Source organism: Streptomyces sp. NPDC102467 (genome assembly GCF_044765445.1).
In the GTDB taxonomy this organism is placed as follows: domain Bacteria; phylum Actinomycetota; class Actinomycetes; order Streptomycetales; family Streptomycetaceae; genus Streptomyces.
The window spans coordinates 353,212-373,157 of the sequence record NZ_JBIWKA010000010.1 but is presented as its reverse complement, the minus strand read 5'-3'; the positions used below and the strand labels follow the sequence as shown (position 1 = coordinate 373,157).

20 protein-coding genes and 1 riboswitch are annotated in these 19,946 nt (G+C 70.3%); of the genes, 13 read left to right on the top strand and 7 right to left on the bottom strand.

Translation table 11 applies throughout. The annotated features are described in order from the left end of the window. Positions 1-26: 26 nt before the first annotated feature. The 6 genes from ACIREE_RS23095 to ACIREE_RS23070 all read left to right on the top strand — a co-directional run bounded on the left by ACIREE_RS23095 (position 27) and on the right by ACIREE_RS23070 (position 6,514). Positions 27-1,247, top strand: coding sequence for an Ig-like domain-containing protein (locus tag ACIREE_RS23095; RefSeq protein ID WP_404155084.1), 1,221 nt, complete (start codon positions 27-29; stop codon positions 1,245-1,247). A gap of 165 nt (positions 1,248-1,412) precedes the next feature. Then, positions 1,413-2,594 (top strand): Ig-like domain-containing protein, encoded by a 1,182-nt coding sequence (locus ACIREE_RS23090; RefSeq protein ID WP_404155081.1) that lies wholly within the window; start codon positions 1,413-1,415, stop codon positions 2,592-2,594. 44 nt (positions 2,595-2,638) lie between these two features. Beyond that, complete coding sequence (locus tag ACIREE_RS23085) at positions 2,639-3,406, top strand: enoyl-CoA hydratase/isomerase family protein (RefSeq protein WP_404155078.1); 768 nt, start codon at positions 2,639-2,641, stop codon at positions 3,404-3,406. 283 nt (positions 3,407-3,689) lie between these two features. Continuing rightward, positions 3,690-4,193, top strand: a complete 504-nt coding sequence (locus ACIREE_RS23080; protein ID WP_404155075.1) for an ATP-binding protein — start codon at positions 3,690-3,692, stop codon at positions 4,191-4,193. A gap of 312 nt (positions 4,194-4,505) precedes the next feature. Beyond that, positions 4,506-5,303, top strand: a complete 798-nt coding sequence (locus tag ACIREE_RS23075; RefSeq protein ID WP_404155072.1) for a polysaccharide deacetylase family protein — start codon at positions 4,506-4,508, stop codon at positions 5,301-5,303. Between the two features lie 2 nt (positions 5,304-5,305). Then, a complete protein-coding gene (locus ACIREE_RS23070; RefSeq protein ID WP_404155209.1) occupies positions 5,306-6,514 on the top strand; it encodes a PQQ-binding-like beta-propeller repeat protein in 1,209 nt (402 codons plus the stop codon). Between the two features lie 13 nt (positions 6,515-6,527). Here ACIREE_RS23070 and ACIREE_RS23065 read toward each other — a convergent pair whose 3' ends face one another. After that, positions 6,528-7,160 (bottom strand): GNAT family N-acetyltransferase, encoded by a 633-nt coding sequence (locus ACIREE_RS23065; protein ID WP_404155070.1) that lies wholly within the window; start codon positions 7,158-7,160, stop codon positions 6,528-6,530. Positions 7,161-7,225: 65 nt separating this feature from the next. Between ACIREE_RS23065 and ACIREE_RS23060 the strand changes: the two genes are divergently transcribed. Together ACIREE_RS23060 and ACIREE_RS23055 are read left to right on the top strand one after the other, a co-directional pair. Next, positions 7,226-8,140: a MerR family transcriptional regulator gene (locus tag ACIREE_RS23060; protein ID WP_404155067.1), complete on the top strand. Its 915-nt coding sequence runs from the start codon at positions 7,226-7,228 to the stop codon at positions 8,138-8,140. A 45-nt stretch (positions 8,141-8,185) separates the two neighbouring features. Further along, entirely contained in the window at positions 8,186-8,401 is a 216-nt protein-coding gene (locus ACIREE_RS23055) for an EF-hand domain-containing protein (RefSeq protein WP_404155064.1), read from the top strand. Between the two features lie 23 nt (positions 8,402-8,424). Here ACIREE_RS23055 and leuA read toward each other — a convergent pair whose 3' ends face one another. Next, positions 8,425-10,140 (bottom strand): 2-isopropylmalate synthase, encoded by a 1,716-nt coding sequence (leuA, locus tag ACIREE_RS23050; RefSeq protein WP_404155061.1) that lies wholly within the window; start codon positions 10,138-10,140, stop codon positions 8,425-8,427. 207 nt (positions 10,141-10,347) lie between these two features. Here leuA and ACIREE_RS23045 point away from each other — a divergent pair, with 207 nt between their 5' ends. Both ACIREE_RS23045 and ACIREE_RS23040 read left to right on the top strand, forming a co-directional pair. After that, positions 10,348-11,049, top strand: coding sequence for a FadR/GntR family transcriptional regulator (locus ACIREE_RS23045; protein WP_404155058.1), 702 nt, complete (start codon positions 10,348-10,350; stop codon positions 11,047-11,049). Between the two features lie 93 nt (positions 11,050-11,142). After that, the gene (locus ACIREE_RS23040; protein ID WP_404155055.1) at positions 11,143-11,802 is read left to right on the top strand and encodes an NADPH-dependent F420 reductase; all 660 of its coding nucleotides are present in this window, start codon (positions 11,143-11,145) and stop codon (positions 11,800-11,802) included. Positions 11,803-11,837: 35 nt separating this feature from the next. On the opposite strand, the gene ACIREE_RS23035 is transcribed toward ACIREE_RS23040, so the two are convergent. Beyond that, positions 11,838-12,389: a glycoside hydrolase family 25 protein gene (locus ACIREE_RS23035; protein WP_404155052.1), complete on the bottom strand. Its 552-nt coding sequence runs from the start codon at positions 12,387-12,389 to the stop codon at positions 11,838-11,840. A 236-nt stretch (positions 12,390-12,625) separates the two neighbouring features. Between ACIREE_RS23035 and ACIREE_RS23030 the strand changes: the two genes are divergently transcribed. Continuing rightward, positions 12,626-13,609 carry an Ig-like domain-containing protein gene (locus ACIREE_RS23030; RefSeq protein WP_404155206.1) on the top strand — a complete coding sequence of 328 codons (984 nt, stop codon included), beginning with the start codon at positions 12,626-12,628 and terminating at the stop codon, positions 13,607-13,609. A gap of 12 nt (positions 13,610-13,621) precedes the next feature. On the opposite strand, the gene ACIREE_RS23025 is transcribed toward ACIREE_RS23030, so the two are convergent. The 4 genes from ACIREE_RS23025 to gcvT all read right to left on the bottom strand — a co-directional run bounded on the left by ACIREE_RS23025 (position 13,622) and on the right by gcvT (position 18,008). After that, on the bottom strand, positions 13,622-15,004 hold the full coding sequence (locus ACIREE_RS23025) for an L-serine ammonia-lyase (protein ID WP_404155049.1): 1,383 nt from the start codon (positions 15,002-15,004) through the stop codon (positions 13,622-13,624). A gap of 171 nt (positions 15,005-15,175) precedes the next feature. Next, positions 15,176-16,441 (bottom strand): serine hydroxymethyltransferase, encoded by a 1,266-nt coding sequence (glyA, locus tag ACIREE_RS23020; protein ID WP_404155046.1) that lies wholly within the window; start codon positions 16,439-16,441, stop codon positions 15,176-15,178. Positions 16,442-16,447: 6 nt separating this feature from the next. Next, on the bottom strand, positions 16,448-16,825 hold the full coding sequence (gene gcvH / locus ACIREE_RS23015; protein ID WP_404155043.1) for a glycine cleavage system protein GcvH: 378 nt from the start codon (positions 16,823-16,825) through the stop codon (positions 16,448-16,450). 67 nt (positions 16,826-16,892) lie between these two features. Next, a complete protein-coding gene (gene gcvT, locus ACIREE_RS23010) occupies positions 16,893-18,008 on the bottom strand; it encodes a glycine cleavage system aminomethyltransferase GcvT (protein WP_404155040.1) in 1,116 nt (371 codons plus the stop codon). A 173-nt stretch (positions 18,009-18,181) separates the two neighbouring features. Further along, a riboswitch (glycine riboswitch) is annotated at positions 18,182-18,296 on the bottom strand. A 146-nt stretch (positions 18,297-18,442) separates the two neighbouring features. Between gcvT and ACIREE_RS23005 the strand changes: the two genes are divergently transcribed. Together ACIREE_RS23005 and ACIREE_RS23000 are read left to right on the top strand one after the other, a co-directional pair. Continuing rightward, on the top strand, positions 18,443-19,102 hold the full coding sequence (locus ACIREE_RS23005; protein WP_404155204.1) for an AAA family ATPase: 660 nt from the start codon (positions 18,443-18,445) through the stop codon (positions 19,100-19,102). A gap of 37 nt (positions 19,103-19,139) precedes the next feature. After that, a complete protein-coding gene (locus tag ACIREE_RS23000; protein ID WP_404155037.1) occupies positions 19,140-19,922 on the top strand; it encodes an enhanced serine sensitivity protein SseB in 783 nt (260 codons plus the stop codon). Positions 19,923-19,946: the final 24 nt, after the last annotated feature.

The window sequence follows — 19,946 nt, the reverse complement described above, 5'->3', positions numbered from 1 at the left end:
AGCGGGGGGAGCGTCGTTGGCCTCTCGTGAGAACAGCTGTGGGGCGCGCGCGGCGCGCAGGGGCGACACTGGCCGCCGTACTGACATGGGCAGGACTTCTCGGCGGGCTCGCCGGATGCGACGCGGGCGGGACGTTCGGCAAGCCCCGCTCGCCGGAAGAGCTGATCCGGGTCGCACCGGACGACGCGAGCAAGGACGTGAAGGCGGACGACAGGCTCCAGGTCGAGGTCCCCGAGGGCCGGTTGGAGTCGGTGAAGGTCGTCAAAGTGCAGGACGCGCAGGAGGAGGCGGTGCCGGGGCGCCTGGAGGACGACGGCACCCGGTGGCGGCAGACGGGCCCCGGCGCGGACCGGCTGACGCTCGGCGCGAAGTACACCGTCGACGCGGTGGCGACCGACGGCGGCGGCCGCCGGATGGCCCGCCACACCACCTTCACGACGTTCGTCCCCGACGAGCGGTTCATCGGCTACGTGACGCCCGAGAACCGTGCCACGGTCGGCACGGGCATGATCGTGAAGCTGGAGTTCAACCGCGACATCGAGAACCGTGCCGCGGTCGAGCGCGCCGTCCGGGTCAGGACCCGGCCCGCCGTGCGGGTCGCCCCGCACTGGTTCGGGAAGTCGCGCCTCGACTTCCGCCCCGAGAAGTACTGGAAGCCCGGCACCGAGGTCACCGTCGACCTGGGGCTGCGCGACGTCGAGGGCGCTCCCGGTGTCTACGGCCTGCAGCACAAGTCGTTCTCCTTCACCATCGGCCGCAGCCAGGTCAGCGTGGTCGACGCGGCGGCGCACACGATGCAGGTCCGCAAGGACGGCGAGCTCCTCGACACCCTGCCGATCACGGCGGGGGCGCCGAACTCGACGACGTACAACGGGAAGATGGTCGTCACCGAGATGCTCGACGTCACCCGCATGAACAGCCGCACGGTCGGCTTCGGCGGCGAGTACGACATCCCGGATGTGCCGCACGCGATCCGGCTCACCGACTCCGGCACGTTCCTGCACGGCAATTACTGGTCGGGCGGCGCCTTCGGCTCCAGCAACGTCAGTCACGGCTGTGTCGGGCTGCGCGACGTGAAGGGCGGCAGTTCGGCCACGCCCGCGGGCTGGTTCTTCGACCGCACGCTCATCGGCGACGTCGTCGAGGTGAAGAACAGCGCTGACAAGAAAGTGGCTCCTGACAACGGCCTCGGGGGCTGGAACATGGACTGGAAGCAGTGGACGGCGGGGGCCGCGGCGGGTTCGTAGCCCACGGGAGCGCGGAAAGGGGGGCCCTGCACGGCCGTTGGGACCGAACGGTGACATATGTGGGGGGCCGTTTTCCCAGGTCGTGCAGTTAATCTTTCAAACGCGCGCGCAGACGCGCAGGGGTGCGGGCCTTGGACCGAGGCCGTGCGAGGGGAGAAGGACATTTTGAACGGGCGACGACCGATATCGGCGGCTCTGCTGGGGGCAGCACTGCTGCTGGTCACCGCGTGCGGTGGCGGGGGTAATTCAGGTCACGACGGCAAGGGAAAATCGGGCAAGGCGGCCGAGGCGTCACAGGCCGTCGTGACCGTCGCGCCGAAGGACGGCGCGGGCGGTGTCGCCACCAGCGGGGCCCTCAAGGTCACCGCTGCCAAGGGCAAGTTGACCGAGGTGAAGGTCGCGGACTCCAAGGGCAACGCGGTCGAGGGTGACATCACCGGCAGCGACAGCTGGGCTCCCGCCCACCACCTGGCCGCGTCCACCAAGTACACGGTGCACGCGGTGGCGAAGGACAAGGACGGGCGGGAGTCGGCCAAGGACACCACCTTCACCACACTCACGCCGAAGAACACCTTCGTCGGTACGTTCACGCCGGAGGACGGTTCCCAGGTCGGCGTCGGCATGCCGTTCTCGGTCCACTTCACGCGGGGCATCACGCACCCCGAGGACGTCGAGAAGGCGATCACCGTGAAGACGGAGCCCGCCGTCCCGGTCGAGAGCCACTGGTTCGGCAACGACCGCATCGACTTCCGGCCCGAGAAGTACTGGGCGTCCGGCACCGAGGTCACCGTGAAGCTGAACCTCGACGGTGTCGAGGGGCGTCCTGGCGTCTACGGCAAGCAGGTCCGCACGGTGAAGTTCACCGTCGGCCGCAGCCAGGTCTCCACGGTCGACGCGAAGACGCACATGATGACGGTCAAGCGGGACGGCAAGACCCTCAAGAAGATCGCGATCACCACGGGCAAGCCGGGCTACGAGACCTGGGACGGCCAGATGGTCATCAGCGAGAAGCTCACGGTGACCCGGATGAACGGCGAGACGGTCGGCTACGGCGGCGAGTACGACATCAAGGACGTCCCGCACGCCATGCGCCTGACCACCTCCGGCACGTTCATCCACGGCAACTACTGGGGCGGCGGCGCCTTCGGCAACTACAACGCGAGCCACGGCTGCGTCGGCCTGCGCGACGTCCGCGGCGGCTACGACAGCAAGGTCCCGGCCGCCTGGTTCTTCAACTCGTCGATGATCGGCGACGTCGTGGTGGTCAAGAACACCCACGACAAGACGGTGGCCCCGGACAACGGGTTCAACGGCTGGAACATGAGCTGGGCGGAGTGGAAGAAGTAGGGGCAGCCGCGGGGTTCCTGTGAACGGCCGCTAACCTGCGGGCCATGACCGTACACCTGGAAATCGCCGACGGGGTGGGCACGATCCGCCTCGACCGCCCCCCGATGAACGCCCTGGATGTCGCCACACAGGACCGCATCAAGGAACTGGCAGCAGAGGTCACGGCCCGTACCGAGGTACGGGCCGTGGTCGTTCGCGGCAGCGAGAAGGTCTTCGCGGCCGGTGCGGACATCAAGGAGATGCAGGCCATGGACCACGCGGCCATGGTCGTGCGGTCCCGCGCCCTCCAGGACTCGTTCAGCGCGGTGGCCCGCATCCCCAAGCCGGTGGTGGCCGCCGTCACGGGGTACGCGCTGGGCGGCGGCTGCGAGTTGGCGCTCTGCGCCGACTTCCGGATCGCCGGGGAGAACGCCAAGCTCGGCCAGCCGGAGATCCTGCTCGGCCTGATCCCCGGCGCCGGCGGCACCCAGCGCCTGGCCCGCCTGGTCGGCCCCGCCAAGGCCAAGGACCTGATCTTCACCGGACGTCAGGTGAAGGCCGAAGAGGCGCTCGCCATCGGCCTGGTGGACCGGGTCGTGCCGGCCGGGGAGGTCTTCGCGGCGGCGCACACCTGGGCGGCGAAGCTGGCGCAGGGCCCCGCGATCGCCCTGCGCGCCGCGAAGGAGTCCATCGACGCGGGCCTGGAGACGGACCTGGAGACGGGCCTCGCCATCGAACGCGGCTGGTTCGCGGGTCTGTTCGCGACCGAGGACCGGGAGACCGGAATGCGCAGCTTTGTGGAGGAAGGTCCGGGCAAGGCGAAGTTCGCCTGAGGGACCCTCAGATGCGCCCGTCAACTCCCCTGTGACTGAGTCGAGTTGATCCCGTACCTCGTTGGGGCGCATTATCCGAACCTTAAGGCAGCCTTAAGCAAACCTTGTCCGTGACGATCACGAATCGGTCGCACACGGTAAGTCATCGCAGGTCAGAGGGTACGCGCAGACCCCTTAAGTGCCTGTGGCATATGCCGATACGGCCCTCCGGAATAAGGCGTTCCGGGGGGTCTATTCGGCCGGAACGGCCCCAAGACCCCGTCTCTGCAGCCATCATGGGGGCATGGCGGGGCTTGAGGGTGTCGAACAGCCGCGACGGCACGGAAGTGCGACCGCGGCGCGCTGGTCTCCCGCGGTCGAGGACGAACATGCGCTGCGGGCGCTCGAGTTGTTCGGGAATCCGACCGAGGCGGAGGTGCCTCTGCCGTCACGCCCTGAATCGGCGGCGACCGCCCGCCGCCTCGCCCAGGTCATCGTCCTGCGGCACTGGGGTCTGTCCCCGAAGATGACCGAGGACGCGGTCCTGCTCGTCTCCGAGCTCGTCGGCAACGCCGTGCGGCACACCGGTGCCCGCGTCTTCGGGCTGCGCATGCTGCGCCGCCGGGGCTGGATCCGCGTGGAGGTGCGCGATCCGTCGCGCGGCCTGCCGTGTCTGATGCCCGTGCAGGCGTTCGACATCTCCGGTCGCGGCCTCTTCCTCGTCGACAAGCTCTCCGACCGCTGGGGCGTCGACCTGCTGCCCCGCGGCAAGACGACCTGGTTCGAGATGCGGGTCGCCGACCGCTGATCCCGGTACGCACCGGCCCCGCACGCATGAAAGCCCCCGTTTTCGCCGTCGTACGGCGCCGCGGGGGCTTTCATGTGGTGCGCCGCGAACAGTGGGGGGTGTAGTCCGCGGCGTCTGACGACGACCTGGCCCGGGTCAATGGGGGTCGTGGCACCGATCATGGCAGACGGGGCCACCGTGGGCCAAATGAATCATTGGTGATCTGGGCCACGAACCTCTTAAATAAAGAATAAATACACCCTGCAAGCAGTAATCGTTAAGGCCCTCGGGTCGGTAAGCGGCTTTTGTCCGTGAAGCCTCTTAAATGGGCGGGTGACACAGGCAGAACCGATCCGACGCCGCTCGGCCCTGCGCGTCGGCGCCGGGCTCACCGCCGCCCTCGCCACCGGAAACGCCACCGGTTGCGCCGCCGAACGGCAGGCGCCCACGCCCGCACCGGCCGCCCACTCGGCGTCCCCGAGCCCCGCCCGCCCCGCCCGCGCCGCACCCGGCCCCCGCCGGCTCCCCGGCCTGCCCGCCCAGATCGACCACGGCCCGCGCACCGGCGGCCGGGTCGCCCTCACCTTCCACGGCCAGGGCGACCCGGCCATCGCGTACGCCGTCCTGAAAGAGGCCGAGCGGGCCCGCGCCCACATCACCGTGCTCGCCGTCGGCACGTGGCTCGACGAGCATCCGGCCGTCGCCCGGCGCATCCTCGACGGCGGCCACGACCTGGGCAACCACACCCTTCACCACCGCTCCGTCAACACCATGTCCGAGGCCGACGCGTACGCCGAGATCACCGGATGCGCCGAGCGCCTGCGCCGTCTCACCGGCTCCATCGGCACCTGGTTCCGGCCCTCGCGCACGCAGACGGCGACCCCGCTCGTCACCCGCCTCGCCCAGCGCGCCGGATACCCGCACGTCCTCTCGTACGACGTCGACTCGCTGGACTTCACCTCGCCCGGCGCGGACACCGTCGTCACCAACGTCACCTCGGCCGCGCGGTCCGGCTCGGTCGTCAGCCTGCACTTCGGATACCGGGACACGATCGCCGCCCTGCCGCCCCTCCTGGACCACCTCGACCGTCGCGGCCTGTCCGCGGTGACCTGCACGGAGCTGCTCACGTGAACATCACCCCGCCCCCCTCCCCGAAGGCCCGCCCGAGCCGGCGCAGCGGCGTGCTGCTCGCCGCCGCCACCGTCGTCCTCGCCGCACTCGTGGGGTGCGGCGCCGAGGACACCGCGGACCGCACCACCCAGGGCGCCGTGAACCCGGTCAGGCCGGCGGCGCCGAAGCAGCAGGCGGTGCACGGGCTGCCGGGTATGCCGCCCGTCCTCGACCCCAAGGACGTGTACGCCGCGGACCGGCCGAACAAGCTCTCGCCGGTGGTGAAGGACTTCCCGTCCCGCGTCTACGTTCCCAACACCGAGTCCGACTCGGTCACCGTCATCGACCCGAAGACGTTCAAGGTCACCGAGACGATCCCGGTCGGGCGACAGCCCCAGCACGTCGTCCCGTCCTGGGACATGAAGACGCTCTGGGTCAACAACGACCGCGGGAACACGCTCACCCCGCTCGACCCGAGGACCGGGAAGGCGGGCCGGCCGGTCGACGTGCACGACCCGTACAACCTGTACTTCACACCCGACGGCAAGCACGCCGTCGTGATGGCCTCGCTCGACCGCCAGCTGGTCTTCCGCGATCCGCACACCATGAAGATCGAGCACGCCGAACCGGTCAGCTGCTACGGCGTCAACCACGCCGACTTCTCGCTCGACGGCCGCTACTTCATCGTCAGCTGCGAATTCAGCGGTGAACTCCTGAAGGTCGACACGGCGAAGATGAAGGTCGTCGCCCAGCAGAAGCTCCCCTTCCAGGGGGCCATGCCGCAGGACGTCAAGATGTCCCCGGACGGGAAGAAGTTCTACGTCGCCGACATGATGGCCAACGGCATGTGGGTCCTGGACGGCGACACCTTCGGCAGGCCGAAACTGCTGCCGACCGGCAAGGGCACGCACGGCCTCTACGTCAGCCGCGACTCCAAGGAGATGTACGTCACCAACCGCGGCGAGGGCACCATCTCGATCTTCGACTTCGCCCGGGACCGGCTGACGAAGAAGTGGAAGCTGCCGCAGGGCGGCAGCCCCGACATGGGCGGCGTCTCGGCGGACGGCAACACGCTGTGGCTCTCCGGCCGTTACGACTCCGAGGTGTACGCCATCGACACGCGTACGGGTGTGCAGGTGGCCCGCATCCCCGTGGGCAACGGCCCGCACGGACTCGCGGTGTACCCGCAGCCCGGCCGCTACTCCCTCGGCCACACCGGCATCTTCAGGTAGTCGAGCCAGGCGCTCAGGGGGCGAGCATCAGCGCCTCCGACCCCACCGCCCGGTAACCTGCCGCCCCGAACACCCGGACGCTGCGTGCATTGCCCGGCGACTGCTGCGACCAGACGAACTCGTCCCTCACCAAGTGCCGGGCGGCGACCGCCAGTTGCCGCCCGAGACCGCGGTGGCGTACGCCTTCGTCCACCTCGATCGCGGCCTCAGGGCGGCCGCCGATCCCGCGCCCGAGCACCAGTACGCCGCCGTCCGCCTCCCACACCCGCACCTCGTCCCGGTGCGTGAGGGCCCGCGCCACCCGGGGGTGCTCCCTGTCCCTGATCTCACGCAGCGCAAGGGGTGGCGGGCCCGCGAGGGCCGACGCCACCGTCAGCAGGTCGATCGTGTCGTGGGCGCGGCCCGTGCGGTCCATGAACGCGCCGAGGAACCGGGCGTTCATCGACGCCGCGAGCGGATCGCAGTCCACCGCCGCCAGCGCCTCGCGCACCCACTCCTCGGGCTCGTCGGTGAAGACCACGGTGTGCGCCGTGAACGCGATCACTCCGGCGTCCCGCGCGCACATCTGCGGCACGACCGTCGTCGTCCCGTCCGGCGGTGGGAAGACACCCTTCGCCGCAGCGTCCAGAATGTCACGCAGACTCACCTTGGCTCCTCGCTTCAGTCTCCACGCTTGAGTCTCCACCCGCTGGAAGGCCCAGACTCCTCGACATGATCGACGACGGCCCGCAGCTGCTCACGATCGGACAGCTGGCCCGCCGCACCGGCCTCACGGTGCGCACCATCCGCTACTGGTCCGACGAGGGCGTCCTGCACCCCGCGACCCGCAGCGACGGCGGCTACCGACTGTACGACGCGGAGTCGGTGGCCCGCCTGGAACTGATCCGCACCTTGCGCGAACTGGGCCTCGGCCTGGACGACGTACGGCAAGTACTGGGCGGGGAGCGGGACATCGCGTCGGTGGCCGCCGCGCATGTGGCGGCGCTCGACGCGCAGATGCGGACGCTGCGGCTGAACCGGGCGGTGCTGTCGACGGTCGCGAAGCGCAACTCGACCACCGAGGAGATGGCTCTCATGAACAGGCTGGCGCGGCTCTCCGCCGCCGAACGCAAGCACATCATCGACCACTTCATGGAGGAGACGTTCGGCGGTCTGGACGCCGCCGACCCCGACATCCGCAACCGGATGCGGGTCATGGTCCCGGACCTGCCCGACGACCCGTCGAGTTCCCAGGTCGACGCCTGGGTGGAGCTGGCCGAGCTGATGCAGGACGCCGGCTTCCGCGCCCACATGCGCCGGATGATCGAGTTCAACAACGCCGACCGCGGCCCGGACGCGCCGCCCGGCAGCTCACTGTGGTTCATGAGCCGCCTGGTGCAGCTCGCGGGCGAGGCCCTCGCGCGCGGTGTCGCCCCCGGGTCCGAGGACGCGGACGAGGTGCTGCGGGGCCTGCTCGGCGACGCCGACCGGGCCGAGGTCCTGGAACGACTGCGGGACGCGGCCAACAACGACGTCGCCAGGTTCCGCGACCTGGTCGCCCTGGTACGGGGCGTCGAGCCGACGCCCCGCCCCGACGAGGAGTTCACCTGGGTACTCGCCGCACTCCGCGCTCACCCGGCCGGATAATCTGACCCCGACAGCACGGCAGTACGTAAACGAGGGGTGGTCCCGGTGGCGGACATCGAGGAAGCACGCACGGCGTTCGATCGGTTCGACGCGGACGGCGACGGCTTCATCACGGCGGCCGAGTACAAGAGCGCCATGGCGCAGATGGGCGACTTCAACGTCACCGAGACGGTGGCCGAGGCCCTCATCGCCCGACAGGACACCAACGGGGACAAGCTCCTCTCGTTCGACGAGTTCTGGGCGAACCTGAACAAGGCCTGAGGGCCGGGCCGGGCGCGGCCCGGTCAGCGCAGTCCGGGCGCGGCCCGGTTCACCGCGGACAGCACCGCCCGCACGGAGGCGGTCAGCACCGAGGTGGACCGGGCCGCGCCCCATGCGTGGGCGCCGCCGACCCGGCAGTGGACGTAGGCGACGGCCTCGCTGTCAGGGCCCGCGGTCAGGCCGTGCTGGGTGAACGACTCGATGCCGACGTCGAGCCCGGCGGCGCGCAGGGCGTCGGTGAAGGCGGCCAGCGGGCCATTGCCCTTGCCGTCCAACTCCCGTACAGCGCCGTCGACTTGGACCGTGCAGGAGAAGCGGTGCACGGCGCCGTCCTGCCGGGCCGTCCAGTCGATGAGCGCGACGGGTCCCGGGACGTCCAGATAGGTCGAACGGAACAGCGCGTACAGCTCGTCCGGGCTCGCCTCGGCGCCGCTGTCGTCGGTGGCCTCCTGCACCACGCGCGCGTACTCCGGCCGCATCTCCCGCGGCAGGTCGATCCCATGGTGCTCCTTGAGCAGATACGCCATTCCGCCCTTGCCCGACTGGGAGTTGACGCGGATGACGGCCTCGTACGTGCGCCCGACGTCGGCCGGGTCGATCGGCAGGTACGGCACCTCCCAGGGCTCGTCCGGGTGCTCGGCGCGGTGGGCGAGTCCCTTGCTGATGGCGTCCTGGTGCGTACCGGAGAAGGCCGTGTACACGAGGTCGCCGCCGTAGGGGTGGCGCGGGTGCACCGCGATGCGGTTGCAGTGCTCGACGGTCTCGCGCACCGCGTCGATGTCGGAGAAGTCGATCATCGGGTCGACGCCCTGCGCGTACAGGTTCAGCGCGAGGGTCACCAGGTCGACGTTGCCCGTGCGCTCGCCGTTGCCGAAGAGGCAGCCCTCGACGCGCTGGGCGCCCGCCAGGACGGCGAGTTCGGCGCAGGCGACGCCGGTGCCGCGGTCGTTGTGCGGGTGGACGGAGAGGATGACGGAGTCGCGGCGGTCCAGGTTCTGGTGGGCGTACTCGATCTGGTCCGCGTAGATGTTCGGGGTGGCGATCTCGACCGTCGCGGGCAGATTGTGGGTGACCGGGCGGTCCGGGCTCGCGTCCCACAGCCCGCTCAGGCCGTTGCAGACCTCCAGGACGAAGTCGGGCTCGGTCAGGTTGAACGTCTCCGGGGCGAACTGGAACCGGATGTGCGCGTCGGGCCTGGCGTCGGCAAGCCGTGCCATGTGCGCGGCCGCCTCCCGCACCGTCTCCCACACCTCGGCGCGGGAGCGGCCCAGCACGACGTCGCGCCAGACGCGAGAGGTCGGGATGTACAGGTGCACGACCGCGCGGGGCAGCCCGTCGATCGAGGCGAAGGTCCGCTCGATCAGGTCCGGCCTGGCGGGGGTGAAGACGACGGGGGTCACGTCGTCGGGCACGGCGCCGCTCCGGACGCGGTCCACGAGGTGGCGTACGAAGTCGAAGTCCGCGCGGCTCGCCGACGGGTAGCCGACCTCGATCTCCTTGAACCCCATCCCCACCAACAGGTCGAAGAAGCGGCGCTTGCGGGCGGTGTCCATCGGCTCGGCCAGCGCCTGGTTGCCGTCGCGCAGGTCGACGGGGACCCACAGGGGAGCCTCGGTGAACGTGCGGTCGGGCCAACTCCGCTGCCGCACCGGCACGTCGACGCGGTCCTGATAGGGGCGGTAGCGGTGGAACGGCATGGGGCCGGGCTGCTGCGGGTTCCAGCGGAACACGGTGTTCATGTGAGGGGGCCTCTCGCGGCTGGGTCGTCGGGTGCGACCGGCAGCACGGCGACCCGCGGCGGGGTGCCGGTCGCGTCAGGCCCCGCCGCGGCAGCCGAGAAGAAGGAGACCGCGAACCATGAACATGGTCGGTAGAGTAGTCACACCTCAGGTCCTCAGACAAGTACTCCTCAGACAAGTACTCCTCAGACAAGTTGGTTCCCGGTGATGTCCCAGCCCCTCGGCCCCGTCCGCCCCAGCCCTCTCGTCGAGCAGGCCGCCGAGCGGCTGCGGGCTCAGATCGCCGACGGCGTCTGGCCCGTCGGCGCCCGGCTCCCCGGCGAGACGACCCTCGCCAAGGACCTCGGCGTCGGCCGCTCCACGGTCCGCGAGGCGCTGCGCGCACTCGCCGGGGCCGGGATGGTGCGGGCGCGGCAGGGCGCGGGCGTGTTCGTGACGGCCCTGCGCCCGGTCGAGGACTGGCCGGCGCGGTTGCGCAGGGCCGCGGTCGGTGACGTGTACGAGGTACGCACCCTCCTGGAGATCCAGGCCGCCCGGCTCGCGGCGGAGCGGCGCACGGACGACGACATCGCGGCGATGCGGGCCGCGCTCGAAGGGCGGCGGGCGGCCGCGGGTGGTCCCGGCGACGCCTTCGTGGACGCCGATGTCGCGCTGCACGCGGCGGTCGTCGCTGCGGCGCACAACCCGGTGCTGACGGACCTGTTCACGGAGTTCGCGCCGGCCCTGCGGCAGGGGCTGATCGAGCTGCTCGGCCTCGTCGACGTACGGCAGGCCGAGCGGGACCACGGGGACGCGGCGCACGCCGAACTGGTGGAGGCCGTCGCGGCGGGGGACGGGGAACGGGCGGGGCGCGCGGCGCAAGAGGAACTGGCGGCTATTAAGGAAAGGTTGGGGGCGGGGCCGGAGTAGGCGTCACTCTTTGAGCCGCACCCAGGAATAGCCGGAGACCGCCCGAGGTTCGCACTCCATGCACATGCATGAATTCCTCTGGAAGGGCATGACATGAAGATCGGCATCATCGGCGCGGGCAACATCGGCGGCAACCTCACCCGCCGCTTCACCGCCGTCGGCCACGACGTCCACGTGGCCAACTCGCGCGGCCCGCACACCCTCACCGAGCTCGCCGAGGAGACCGGCGCCACGGCCGCCACCATCGAGGACGCGGTGCGGGACGCGCAGATCGTGGTCGTCACGATCCCGCTCAAGGCCGTCCCGAACCTGCCCAAGGGCCTCCTGGACACGGCCGCCGCCGACGTGACGGTCATCGACACCGGCAACTACTACCCGCAGCAGCGCGACGGGAAGATCGCCGAGATCGAGGAGGGCCTGACCGAGAGCCGCTGGACGGAGCGGCAGATCGGCCACCAGGTCGTCAAGGCGTTCAACGGCACCTATGCCCAGGACATCCTCGACAAGCAGCGACCGTCCGGCGACCCGGCGCGCGTCGCCCTGCCGATCGCGGGCGACGGCACGACGGCCAAGCAGATCGTCACCGCCCTGCTCGACGAGATCGGCTTCGACACCGTCGACGCGGGCGGTCAGGACGACTCGTGGCGCCAGCAGCCCGGCACGCCCGTCTACGGCCTCTCGTCCGACGCCATCGCCGTCCGTAAGGCCCTGGACGCGGCGTCCCCGGAGCGCACCGCGGAGTGGCGCGCCTGAGAGCCTGCCTCTGAACCCCGCCGCCTCGCTTCTCGTCAGGGCGTGGCCCACTCGCGCAGCGCAGCCTTGCTCGCGAAGTCGGCCACGTTCTTGTCGAGGGGGTTGTCGGTGTACTGGTGGAAGAGCCAGTCCGCCTCGATGCGCGGCTTTCCCGACGTGACGTAGTCGGCGATCCACAGGCCGTCGCCCGCGTACGACGTCGTGTCGACGGTCCGCCAGAAGTTTCTGTTCGTGTAGAGGACGACCCGGTTGTTCGGCCGCAGCCGCTTCACCTCCCGGATGAACTTGTCCTTCTCGGCGTTGCTCGCGCGAGTGCCGTCCCCGGTCGTCTCCCAGTCGACGGCCAGCACGTCGCCCGCCTTCTCGGGGGCCTTGCCCACGAAGTACTCGGCCTGTGCCGTCAGGTTCCCCGGCCACAGGAAGTGGTAGAAGCCGACGACACAGCCTGCGTCGCGGGCCTTCTTCGTCTGCGCGGCCAGCCGCGGGTTGACGTAACTGCGGCCCTCTGTCGCCTTGATGAACACGAACGACAGACCGTCCGTGTCGAACGAGGACTGGTACGCGCTGACATCGATGCCACGAATCATGAGGGGCCTCCAAGTCGGGGAGAGCGACGAGATCGGCATACCCATCGTCACCGGTCAGGCACCGTCGGACGGGCAACGTCTCGGTCCGCGGTCGTTTGCCCGCTCACAGTCTTGGAACACGCTTTACACGGGGATACGCAACTACCGTCGGTCTCTCCGCTGTCTCACAAGGAGTCGGGGGACAGGGAGTGGGCCCCATCGGGGCGCGCGGTGTGACGGAGAGAGTGGGGCAGGTCGTGGGACGGCGCAAGGGCAGCGGCATAGGGATCGCGCTCGTGACGGTTGCGGCGCTGGCAGGCGTGAGCGCCTGCAGCGGCGGCAGCGGGTCGAGCGGGGACGACGGCAAGGCTGCGGGGAAGCCGAGTGCGAGCGCGTCGCACGCACCGGCGAAGCCCAAGGGCCCGCCGATGCTCCTGGAGACGATCACCCCGCAGACCGGCAGCACGGTCGGCGTGGCGATGCCGGTCTCGGTGGTGTTCACCGACCCGGTGGCCGCCAAGGCGCGTGCCGCCGTGGAGAAGCACATGAAGGTGAGCACCTCGAAGCCGGTGGCCGGCGCCTGGCACTGGTTTGGCGACAAGCGTGCCGACTGGCGGCCGAAGGAGTACTGGCCCTCCGGTACGACGGTGAAGGTCGACGCCGACATGAAGGACGTGACCAACGGCAACGGGCGCTACGGCGTGCGCAATTACACCCACACCTTCAAGGTCGGCGACGACGTCCGCGCCGACGTGTCCGTCACCGGCCACACCATGAAGGTCACCAAGAACGGCTCGACGGTACGCACCCTGTCGATCAACGCGGGCAGCGCCGAGTACCCGACCTGGAACGGCACGATGGCCGTCATCGACAAGCAGGAGAAGGTCCACATGACCTCCTGCAGCGTCGGCATCAGCTGCGACAAGGGCAGCGCCAACTACTACGACCTGACCCTGCCCTGGGACGTCCACCTCACCCAGTCCGGCACCTACGTCCACTACTCCACCGGCGACCCGAACCCGGGCAGCGGCAGCGCCCGCGGCTCGCACGGCTGCGTCCACCTGTCGCTCGCCGACGCCAAGTGGTTCTACGGGCAGGTCAAGCAGGGCGACCCGATCACCATCACCGGCTCCCCGCGCGCCAAGGCCCCGGCCGACAACGGTTACGCGGCCTTCAACGTGAGCTGGGACCAGTGGCTCGCGGGCAGCGCGTCGGGCGAGGGGACCACCGCGACGCTGTGACAAGTGCGCGGCTCAGCACTCGATGATGTTCACCGCGAGCCCGCCGCGCGCCGTCTCCTTGTACTTGACGCTCATGTCCGCGCCGGTCTCCTTCATGGTCTTGATGACCTTGTCGAGGGAGACCTTGTGGGAGCCGTCGCCGCGCATCGCCATCTTGGCGGCGGTGACGGCCTTCACGGCCGCCATGCCGTTGCGCTCGATGCAGGGGATCTGGACCAGGCCGCCGACGGGGTCGCAGGTCAGGCCGAGGTTGTGCTCCATGCCGATCTCGGCCGCGTTCTCGACCTGCTCGGGGCTGCCGCCGAGGACCTCGGCGAGCGCGCCCGCCGCCATCGAGCAGGCGGAGCCGACCTCGCCCTGGCAGCCGACCTCGGCACCCGAGATCGACGCGTTCTCCTTGAAGAGCATGCCGATCGCGCCCGCCGAGAGCAGGAAGCGGACCACGCCCTCCTCCTTTTCCTGGGCGGAGCCGCCGGGCACGAAGTTCACGTAGTAGTGCAGAACGGACGGGATGATGCCCGCCGCACCGTTCGTCGGGGCGGTGACCACCCGGCCGCCCGCCGCGTTCTCCTCGTTCACCGCCATCGCGTACAGCGTGATCCACTCCATGGAGTGCGCCAGCGGATCACCCTCGGCGCGCAGCTTGCGGGCCGAGCCCGCGGCGCGGCGGCGGACCTTGAGGCCGCCCGGCAGGATGCCCTCGCGGGACATGCCGCGGGAGACGCAGGCCTGCATCACGCGCCAGAGCTCCAGCAGGCCGGAGCGGATCTCGTCCTCGGTGCGCCAGGCCTTCTCGTTCTCCAGCATCAGCGCCGGGATGGACAGGCCCGTCTCGCGGGTGAGGCGCAGCAGTTCGTCGCCGGTGCGGAAGGGGTACTTCAGGACGGTGTCGTCCGGCACGACCGGGTTCTCACCCGCCACGGCATCTTCGTCGACGACGAAGCCGCCGCCCACCGAGTAGTACGTCTTGGTCAGCAGCTCGGCACCCTCGGCGTCGCAGGCCCACAGCCGCATGCCGTTGGCGTGGTAGGGCAGGGTCTCGCGGCGGTGCAGGATCAGGTCGTCGTCGAAGGAGAAGGCGATGTCGTGCACGGAGAGCAGGTTGATCCGCCCGGACGACTTGATCGTCTCCACGCGCTCGTCGGCGTGCTCGACGTCGACGGTGCGCGGGGACTCGCCCTCCAGGCCGAGCAGGACCGCCTTCGGGGTGCCGTGGCCGTGGCCGGTCGCGCCGAGCGAGCCGTACAGCTCGGCGCGTATCGAGACGGTGTGGGCCAGCAGGCCCTCGTTCTTCAGGCGCCGCGCGAACATGCGCGCCGCGCGCATCGGGCCGACCGTGTGGGAGCTGGACGGGCCGATGCCGATCGAGAACAGGTCGAAGACCGAGATGGCCACGGTGAGACTCCAATGGTGGGTGGTAGACGCCGTTGTCTGCCGGGGTCGTGCGGAAGTTCGGGTTCAGGAACACGGGCGGGGCACCGTGCGCGCTGGATTCTGCTGTTCCCAGTGTGCGCGGTGCCCCGGAAGTGTCTACGTACGCAAGGGTACGTAACTGCCGCGAAATCTTTACAGGCCGGGGTACAGCGGGTGCTTCTCGGCCAATGCGGTCACGCGGGCCTTGAGTGCGTCCGTGTCGTAGGACGGCTTGAGCGCCTCGGCGATCACGTCGGCGACCTCGGTGAAGTCCTCGGCCGTGAAGCCGCGGGTGGCGAGGGCGGGCGTGCCGATGCGCAGGCCGGAGGTGACCATCGGCGGGCGCGGGTCGTTCGGGACGGCGTTGCGGTTGACCGTGATGCCGACCTCGTGGAGGCGGTCCTCGGCCTGCTGCCCGTCGAGCTCGGACTCGCGCAGGTCGACCAGGACCAGGTGCACGTCCGTGCCGCCGGAGAGCACGTTCACGCCGTGGGCGCGGGCGTCCTCGGAGGTCAGCCGCTCGGCGAGGATGCGCGCACCCTCGATCGTGCGCTGCTGGCGCTCCTTGAAGTCGTCCGAGGCCGCGATCTTGAAGGAGACCGCCTTCGCCGCGATCACGTGCTCGAGGGGGCCGCCCTGGAAGCCCGGGAAGACGGACGAGTTCAGCTTCTTCGCGAAGTCCTTCTTGGCGAGGATGATGCCGCCGCGCGGACCGCCGAGCGTCTTGTGCGTCGTGGACGTGACGACGTCCGCGTACGGCACGGGGTTGGGGTGCAGGCCCGCGGCCACCAGGCCCGCGAAGTGCGCCATGTCGACCCACAGGAACGCCTCGACCTCGTCGGCGATGCGACGGAACTCGGCGAAGTCCAGCTGGCGCGGGTACGCCGACCAGCCGGCGATGATCACCTTCGGGCGGTGCTCCTTGGCGAGCCGCTCCAGCTCGGCCATGTCGACCAGGCCGTTGTCGTCGACGTGGTACGCGACCACGTCGAACTGCTTGCCGGAGAAGTTCAGGCGCATGCCGTGCGTGAGGTGGCCGCCGTGCGCCAGGTCCAGGCCGAGGATCGTGTCGCCGGGCTTGGCGAGCGCGAAGAGGGCGGCCTGGTTCGCGGAGGCGCCCGAGTGCGGCTGCACGTTGGCGTACTCGGCGCCGAACAGCTCCTTGACCCGGTCGATCGCGATCTGCTCGGTGACGTCGACGTGCTCGCAGCCGCCGTAGTACCGGCGGCCGGGGTAGCCCTCGGCGTACTTGTTGGTGAGGACCGACCCTTGCGCCTCCATGACGGCGACCGGGGCGAAGTTCTCCGACGCGATCATTTCCAGGGTCGACTGCTGGCGGTGCAGCTCGGCGTCGACGGCCTTGGCCACGTCCGGGTCGAGCTCGTGCAGGGACGCGTTCAGTGCGGACTTTTCAGACATCTTCGGTCAGCTCCCGGAGAACTCGGTGTACTCGTCGGCGGTGAGCAGGTCCTTCGGCTCCTCGGAGACGCGGACCTTGAACAGCCAGCCGCCCTCGAAGGGGGCCGAGTTCACCAGGGACGGGTCGTCGACGACGTCCTGGTTGGCCTCGGTGACCTCGCCCGAGACGGGGGAGTACAGGTCGGAGACCGACTTGGTGGACTCCAGCTCGCCGCAGGTCTCGCCCGCGGTGATGGTGTCGCCGACCTCGGGGAGCTGGACGAACACGATGTCACCGAGCGCGTTGGCCGCGTGCTCCGTGATACCGACCGTGGCGACGCCGTCCTCCACGGCCGACAGCCACTCGTGCTCCTTGCTGTAACGCAGCTGCTGGGGGTTGCTCATGAGGCGAATTCTCCTGTACGCGGGAGGGTGCTGATGACAGTGGGGGAGGGCGGCGGGGCGACGAGCGTCACTTCTGGCGCTTGTAGAACGGCAGCGCCACGACCTCGTACGGCTCATGCGTACCGCGGATGTCCACGCCGACACCTGCCGTACCGGGCGCGGCGAGCGCGGCGTCCACGTACGCGATGGCGAGCGGCTTGCCGAGGGTCGGGGAGGGGGCGCCGGAGGTGACCTCGCCGACCACCTGGCCTTCGTGGACGACCGGCATGCCCGCGCGCGGGACGCGGCGGCCCTCGGCGATCAGGCCGACGAGCTTGCGGGGCGGGGCGCTCTCGGCGCGCTCGGCGGCGGCCGTCAGGGCTTCGCGGCCCACGAAGTCGCCGTCCTTCTCGAACTTCACGACCCGGCCGAGGCCCGCGTCGAACGGCGTCAGCTCCGTGGTCAGCTCGTGCCCGTACAGCGGCATGCCCGCTTCCAGGCGCAGCGTGTCGCGGCAGGACAGGCCGCACGGGATCAGGCCGTATTCGGCGCCCGCCTCGGTCAGCGCCTGCCACAGCTTCTCCGCGTCGGCGGGGGCGACGAACAGCTCGAAGCCGTCCTCACCGGTGTAGCCGGTGCGCGCGATGAGCGCCTCGACACCGGCGACGGTGCCCGGCAGACCTGCGTAGTACTTCAGCCCGTCCAGGTCCGCGTCCGTGACGGACTTCACGATGGCGGGGGAGTGCGGGCCCTGCACGGCGATCAGCGCGTACGCGTCGCGGTCGTCACGTACCTCGGCATCGAACCCGGTGACGCGCTCGGTCAGGGCGTCGAGCACGGTCTGCGCGTTGCCCGCGTTGGCGACGACCATGAACTCGGCGTCGCCGAGGCGGTAGACGATCAGGTCGTCGAGGATGCCGCCGTCGGCGCGGCAGATCATGGTGTAGCGGGCGCGGCCGACACCGACCGTGGCGATGTTGCCCACGAGCGAGAAGCTCAGGAACGCCGCCGCGTCCGGTCCCGACACCGTGATCTCACCCATGTGGGACAGGTCGAAGAGCCCGGCCTTCGTACGCACGGCGTTGTGCTCGTCGCGCTCGCTGGCGTAGCGCAGTGGCATGTCCCAGCCGGCGAAGTCGGTCATCGTGGCGCCCAGCGAGCGGTGCAGGGCGTCGAGGGCGGTCGTACGGGGGGTACGGGTCATGGCTGGTGCTCCCGGGCGTGACGGCGATGGCGAGGGGTCCCCCGTGGCGGAGGTTCCTCCCCATCTGTCATCGGAACCTGAGAGGTTCGCCCCGACCACGCGTACTGGTGGTCATGACTTGCACCTTGGGTGGGGCCGCCGGACTGGACGGGCGGCCCGCTTTTCAGATGTGCCTCGCCCGCGCGGTACGGGGCCTGAGAGATTCAAGGGAGAACTTGCTCCTTCGGCGTCCGGGTACCCGTACTCCTGGTGGGCTGGTGGTTCCCGGAACTCTCCCGCGCGGATTCAAGCGGCCGGTATGCGGTTGTGTGGGTGTGGCGCGCACATCATTGCATGCCCCTCGAACGGGGAAACCCCTTGTAGGGCATTACCTTCTCTTTACACTTGGTGGACAGAACGAGGACAGCAGTGGCGTGACCGGAACGGGGAGGACGATCACGGTGCACAAGCCAGTCGTGGGGGTGTACGCGACGACGGCTTCGGCCGCGGCCGCGGTGGTGCCGGGAGTGCGGATCCCTCGGCAGCGCTCGGTGCGGGACCTACGGGGACGCGGCGGCCGTACGCCGCACCTGATCGGCTTCGCGGCGGGCGATTTCGTGGTGCTCTCCGGATTGCCGGGCAGCGGCAAGTCGACCCTGATGCGGCGGGCCGTCACCGTCGTGCGCATCGACTCGCAGGACACCCGCGAGCGCTGGGCCGCCCGGCTGCCGCGGGTGCCGTACGTGCTCTACCGGCCGCTGGTCCGGGTAGCGCACTACGCAGGTCTGCGGCGGGCGATGCGCTCGGGCGCCAGCGTGGTCGTGCACGACTGCGGCACCCAGGCCTGGGTGCGCCGCTGGGTGACCCGCGCGGCGCGGCGGCGCGGCGCCGCCGTCCATCTGCTGCTCCTCGACGTGCCGCCGGACACGGCCCTCGAAGGTCAGCTGGTGCGGGGCCGCGGGGTGTCGCGGTACGCGTTCGCGCGTCATCGCCGGGCGGTCGGCGCGCTGGTGACGGCGACGGAGCGGGGCGACCTGCCGTCGGGGATCGAGTCGGCGGTGCTCCTCGACCGGGCGGCGACCGACGCGCTTGGCGGGATCACGTTCCGGGAGTAGCCCGCCCGCCCGGACGTTCGCGTTATCGTCGGCGGCTATGGAGCACCCCGCGCATCACGAGGACGCACACCCCTACCCCCACCCCACGCAGGGCTGGCCGGCGAACGAGCTGGAGGAGGTCCTCGCCGCGGCGCTCGGAGTCGAAGGGGCGGGCGGCCGCATCGTCGAGGTGCTCGGCCGCAGCCCGATCTGGATACCGCTGCCGCAGGGCGGCAGCGCCGCGAGCCGCGACCTCGACCTGCCGACGCTGGAGATAGAGGGCCAGGTGTACGTGCCCGTCTTCAGCTCCGAGCAGCAGTTCATGCAGGTCACCGGCGGCCGCATGAACTGCACGGTGGCCCCGGCCGTCGAGTTCGCGCGCGGACTGCCCGCCCAGGTGGGGCTCGCCCTGAACCCGGACGGCGCGGTCGGTGTCCCGCTGCCCCCGCCCGCCGTCGCCGAGCTGGCCCGCGCCGGCCGCACCCCGCTCGACGGCCCGGCCTCCGGCGGCCGTGTCGTGCTCTCCGAGCCGGACTGGCAGCACGACCCGGTGGACTTCCTGTCGGCGGTCCGCGAGGAGTTCGAGGCGACCGGCACGGTGATGAGCGCCCGCCGCTGCCTCGCCGTCGTCGAGGACGCGGCTCCGTCCCTTTTCGTCGGCGTGGAACTGAGCCAGTGGGAGGGCGCCGCGCGCGACCTGCCGCTCGACGCGCTGGGCCGTGCGCTCGGCCGGGCGCCGGCCGGCTGGCCGGTGAACCTGGTGTTCCTCGACGTCACGCAGGACCCGGTCGCCGACTTCCTGCGCACACGCGTACAGCCGTTCTATGCACGGGAACGCTGACGCCGTCCGCCAAGTCGGTGTCAG

Bases quoted from the DNA above. Each gene is read 5' to 3' on its own strand.
- ACIREE_RS23085 (WP_404155078.1), top strand. From the start codon at position 2,639: ATGACCGTACACCTGGAAATCGCCGACGGGGTGGGCACGATCCGCCTC.
- ACIREE_RS23080 (WP_404155075.1), top strand. From the start codon at position 3,690: ATGGCGGGGCTTGAGGGTGTCGAACAGCCGCGACGGCACGGAAGTGCG.
- ACIREE_RS23060 (WP_404155067.1), top strand. From the start codon at position 7,226: ATGATCGACGACGGCCCGCAGCTGCTCACGATCGGACAGCTGGCCCGC.
- leuA (WP_404155061.1), bottom strand. From the start codon at position 10,140: ATGAACACCGTGTTCCGCTGGAACCCGCAGCAGCCCGGCCCCATGCCG.
- ACIREE_RS23045 (WP_404155058.1), top strand. From the start codon at position 10,348: ATGTCCCAGCCCCTCGGCCCCGTCCGCCCCAGCCCTCTCGTCGAGCAG.
- ACIREE_RS23040 (WP_404155055.1), top strand. From the start codon at position 11,143: ATGAAGATCGGCATCATCGGCGCGGGCAACATCGGCGGCAACCTCACC.
- ACIREE_RS23035 (WP_404155052.1), bottom strand. From the start codon at position 12,389: ATGATTCGTGGCATCGATGTCAGCGCGTACCAGTCCTCGTTCGACACG.
- glyA (WP_404155046.1), bottom strand. From the start codon at position 16,441: ATGTCTGAAAAGTCCGCACTGAACGCGTCCCTGCACGAGCTCGACCCG.
- gcvH (WP_404155043.1), bottom strand. From the start codon at position 16,825: ATGAGCAACCCCCAGCAGCTGCGTTACAGCAAGGAGCACGAGTGGCTG.
- gcvT (WP_404155040.1), bottom strand. From the start codon at position 18,008: ATGACCCGTACCCCCCGTACGACCGCCCTCGACGCCCTGCACCGCTCG.
- ACIREE_RS23000 (WP_404155037.1), top strand. From the start codon at position 19,140: ATGGAGCACCCCGCGCATCACGAGGACGCACACCCCTACCCCCACCCC.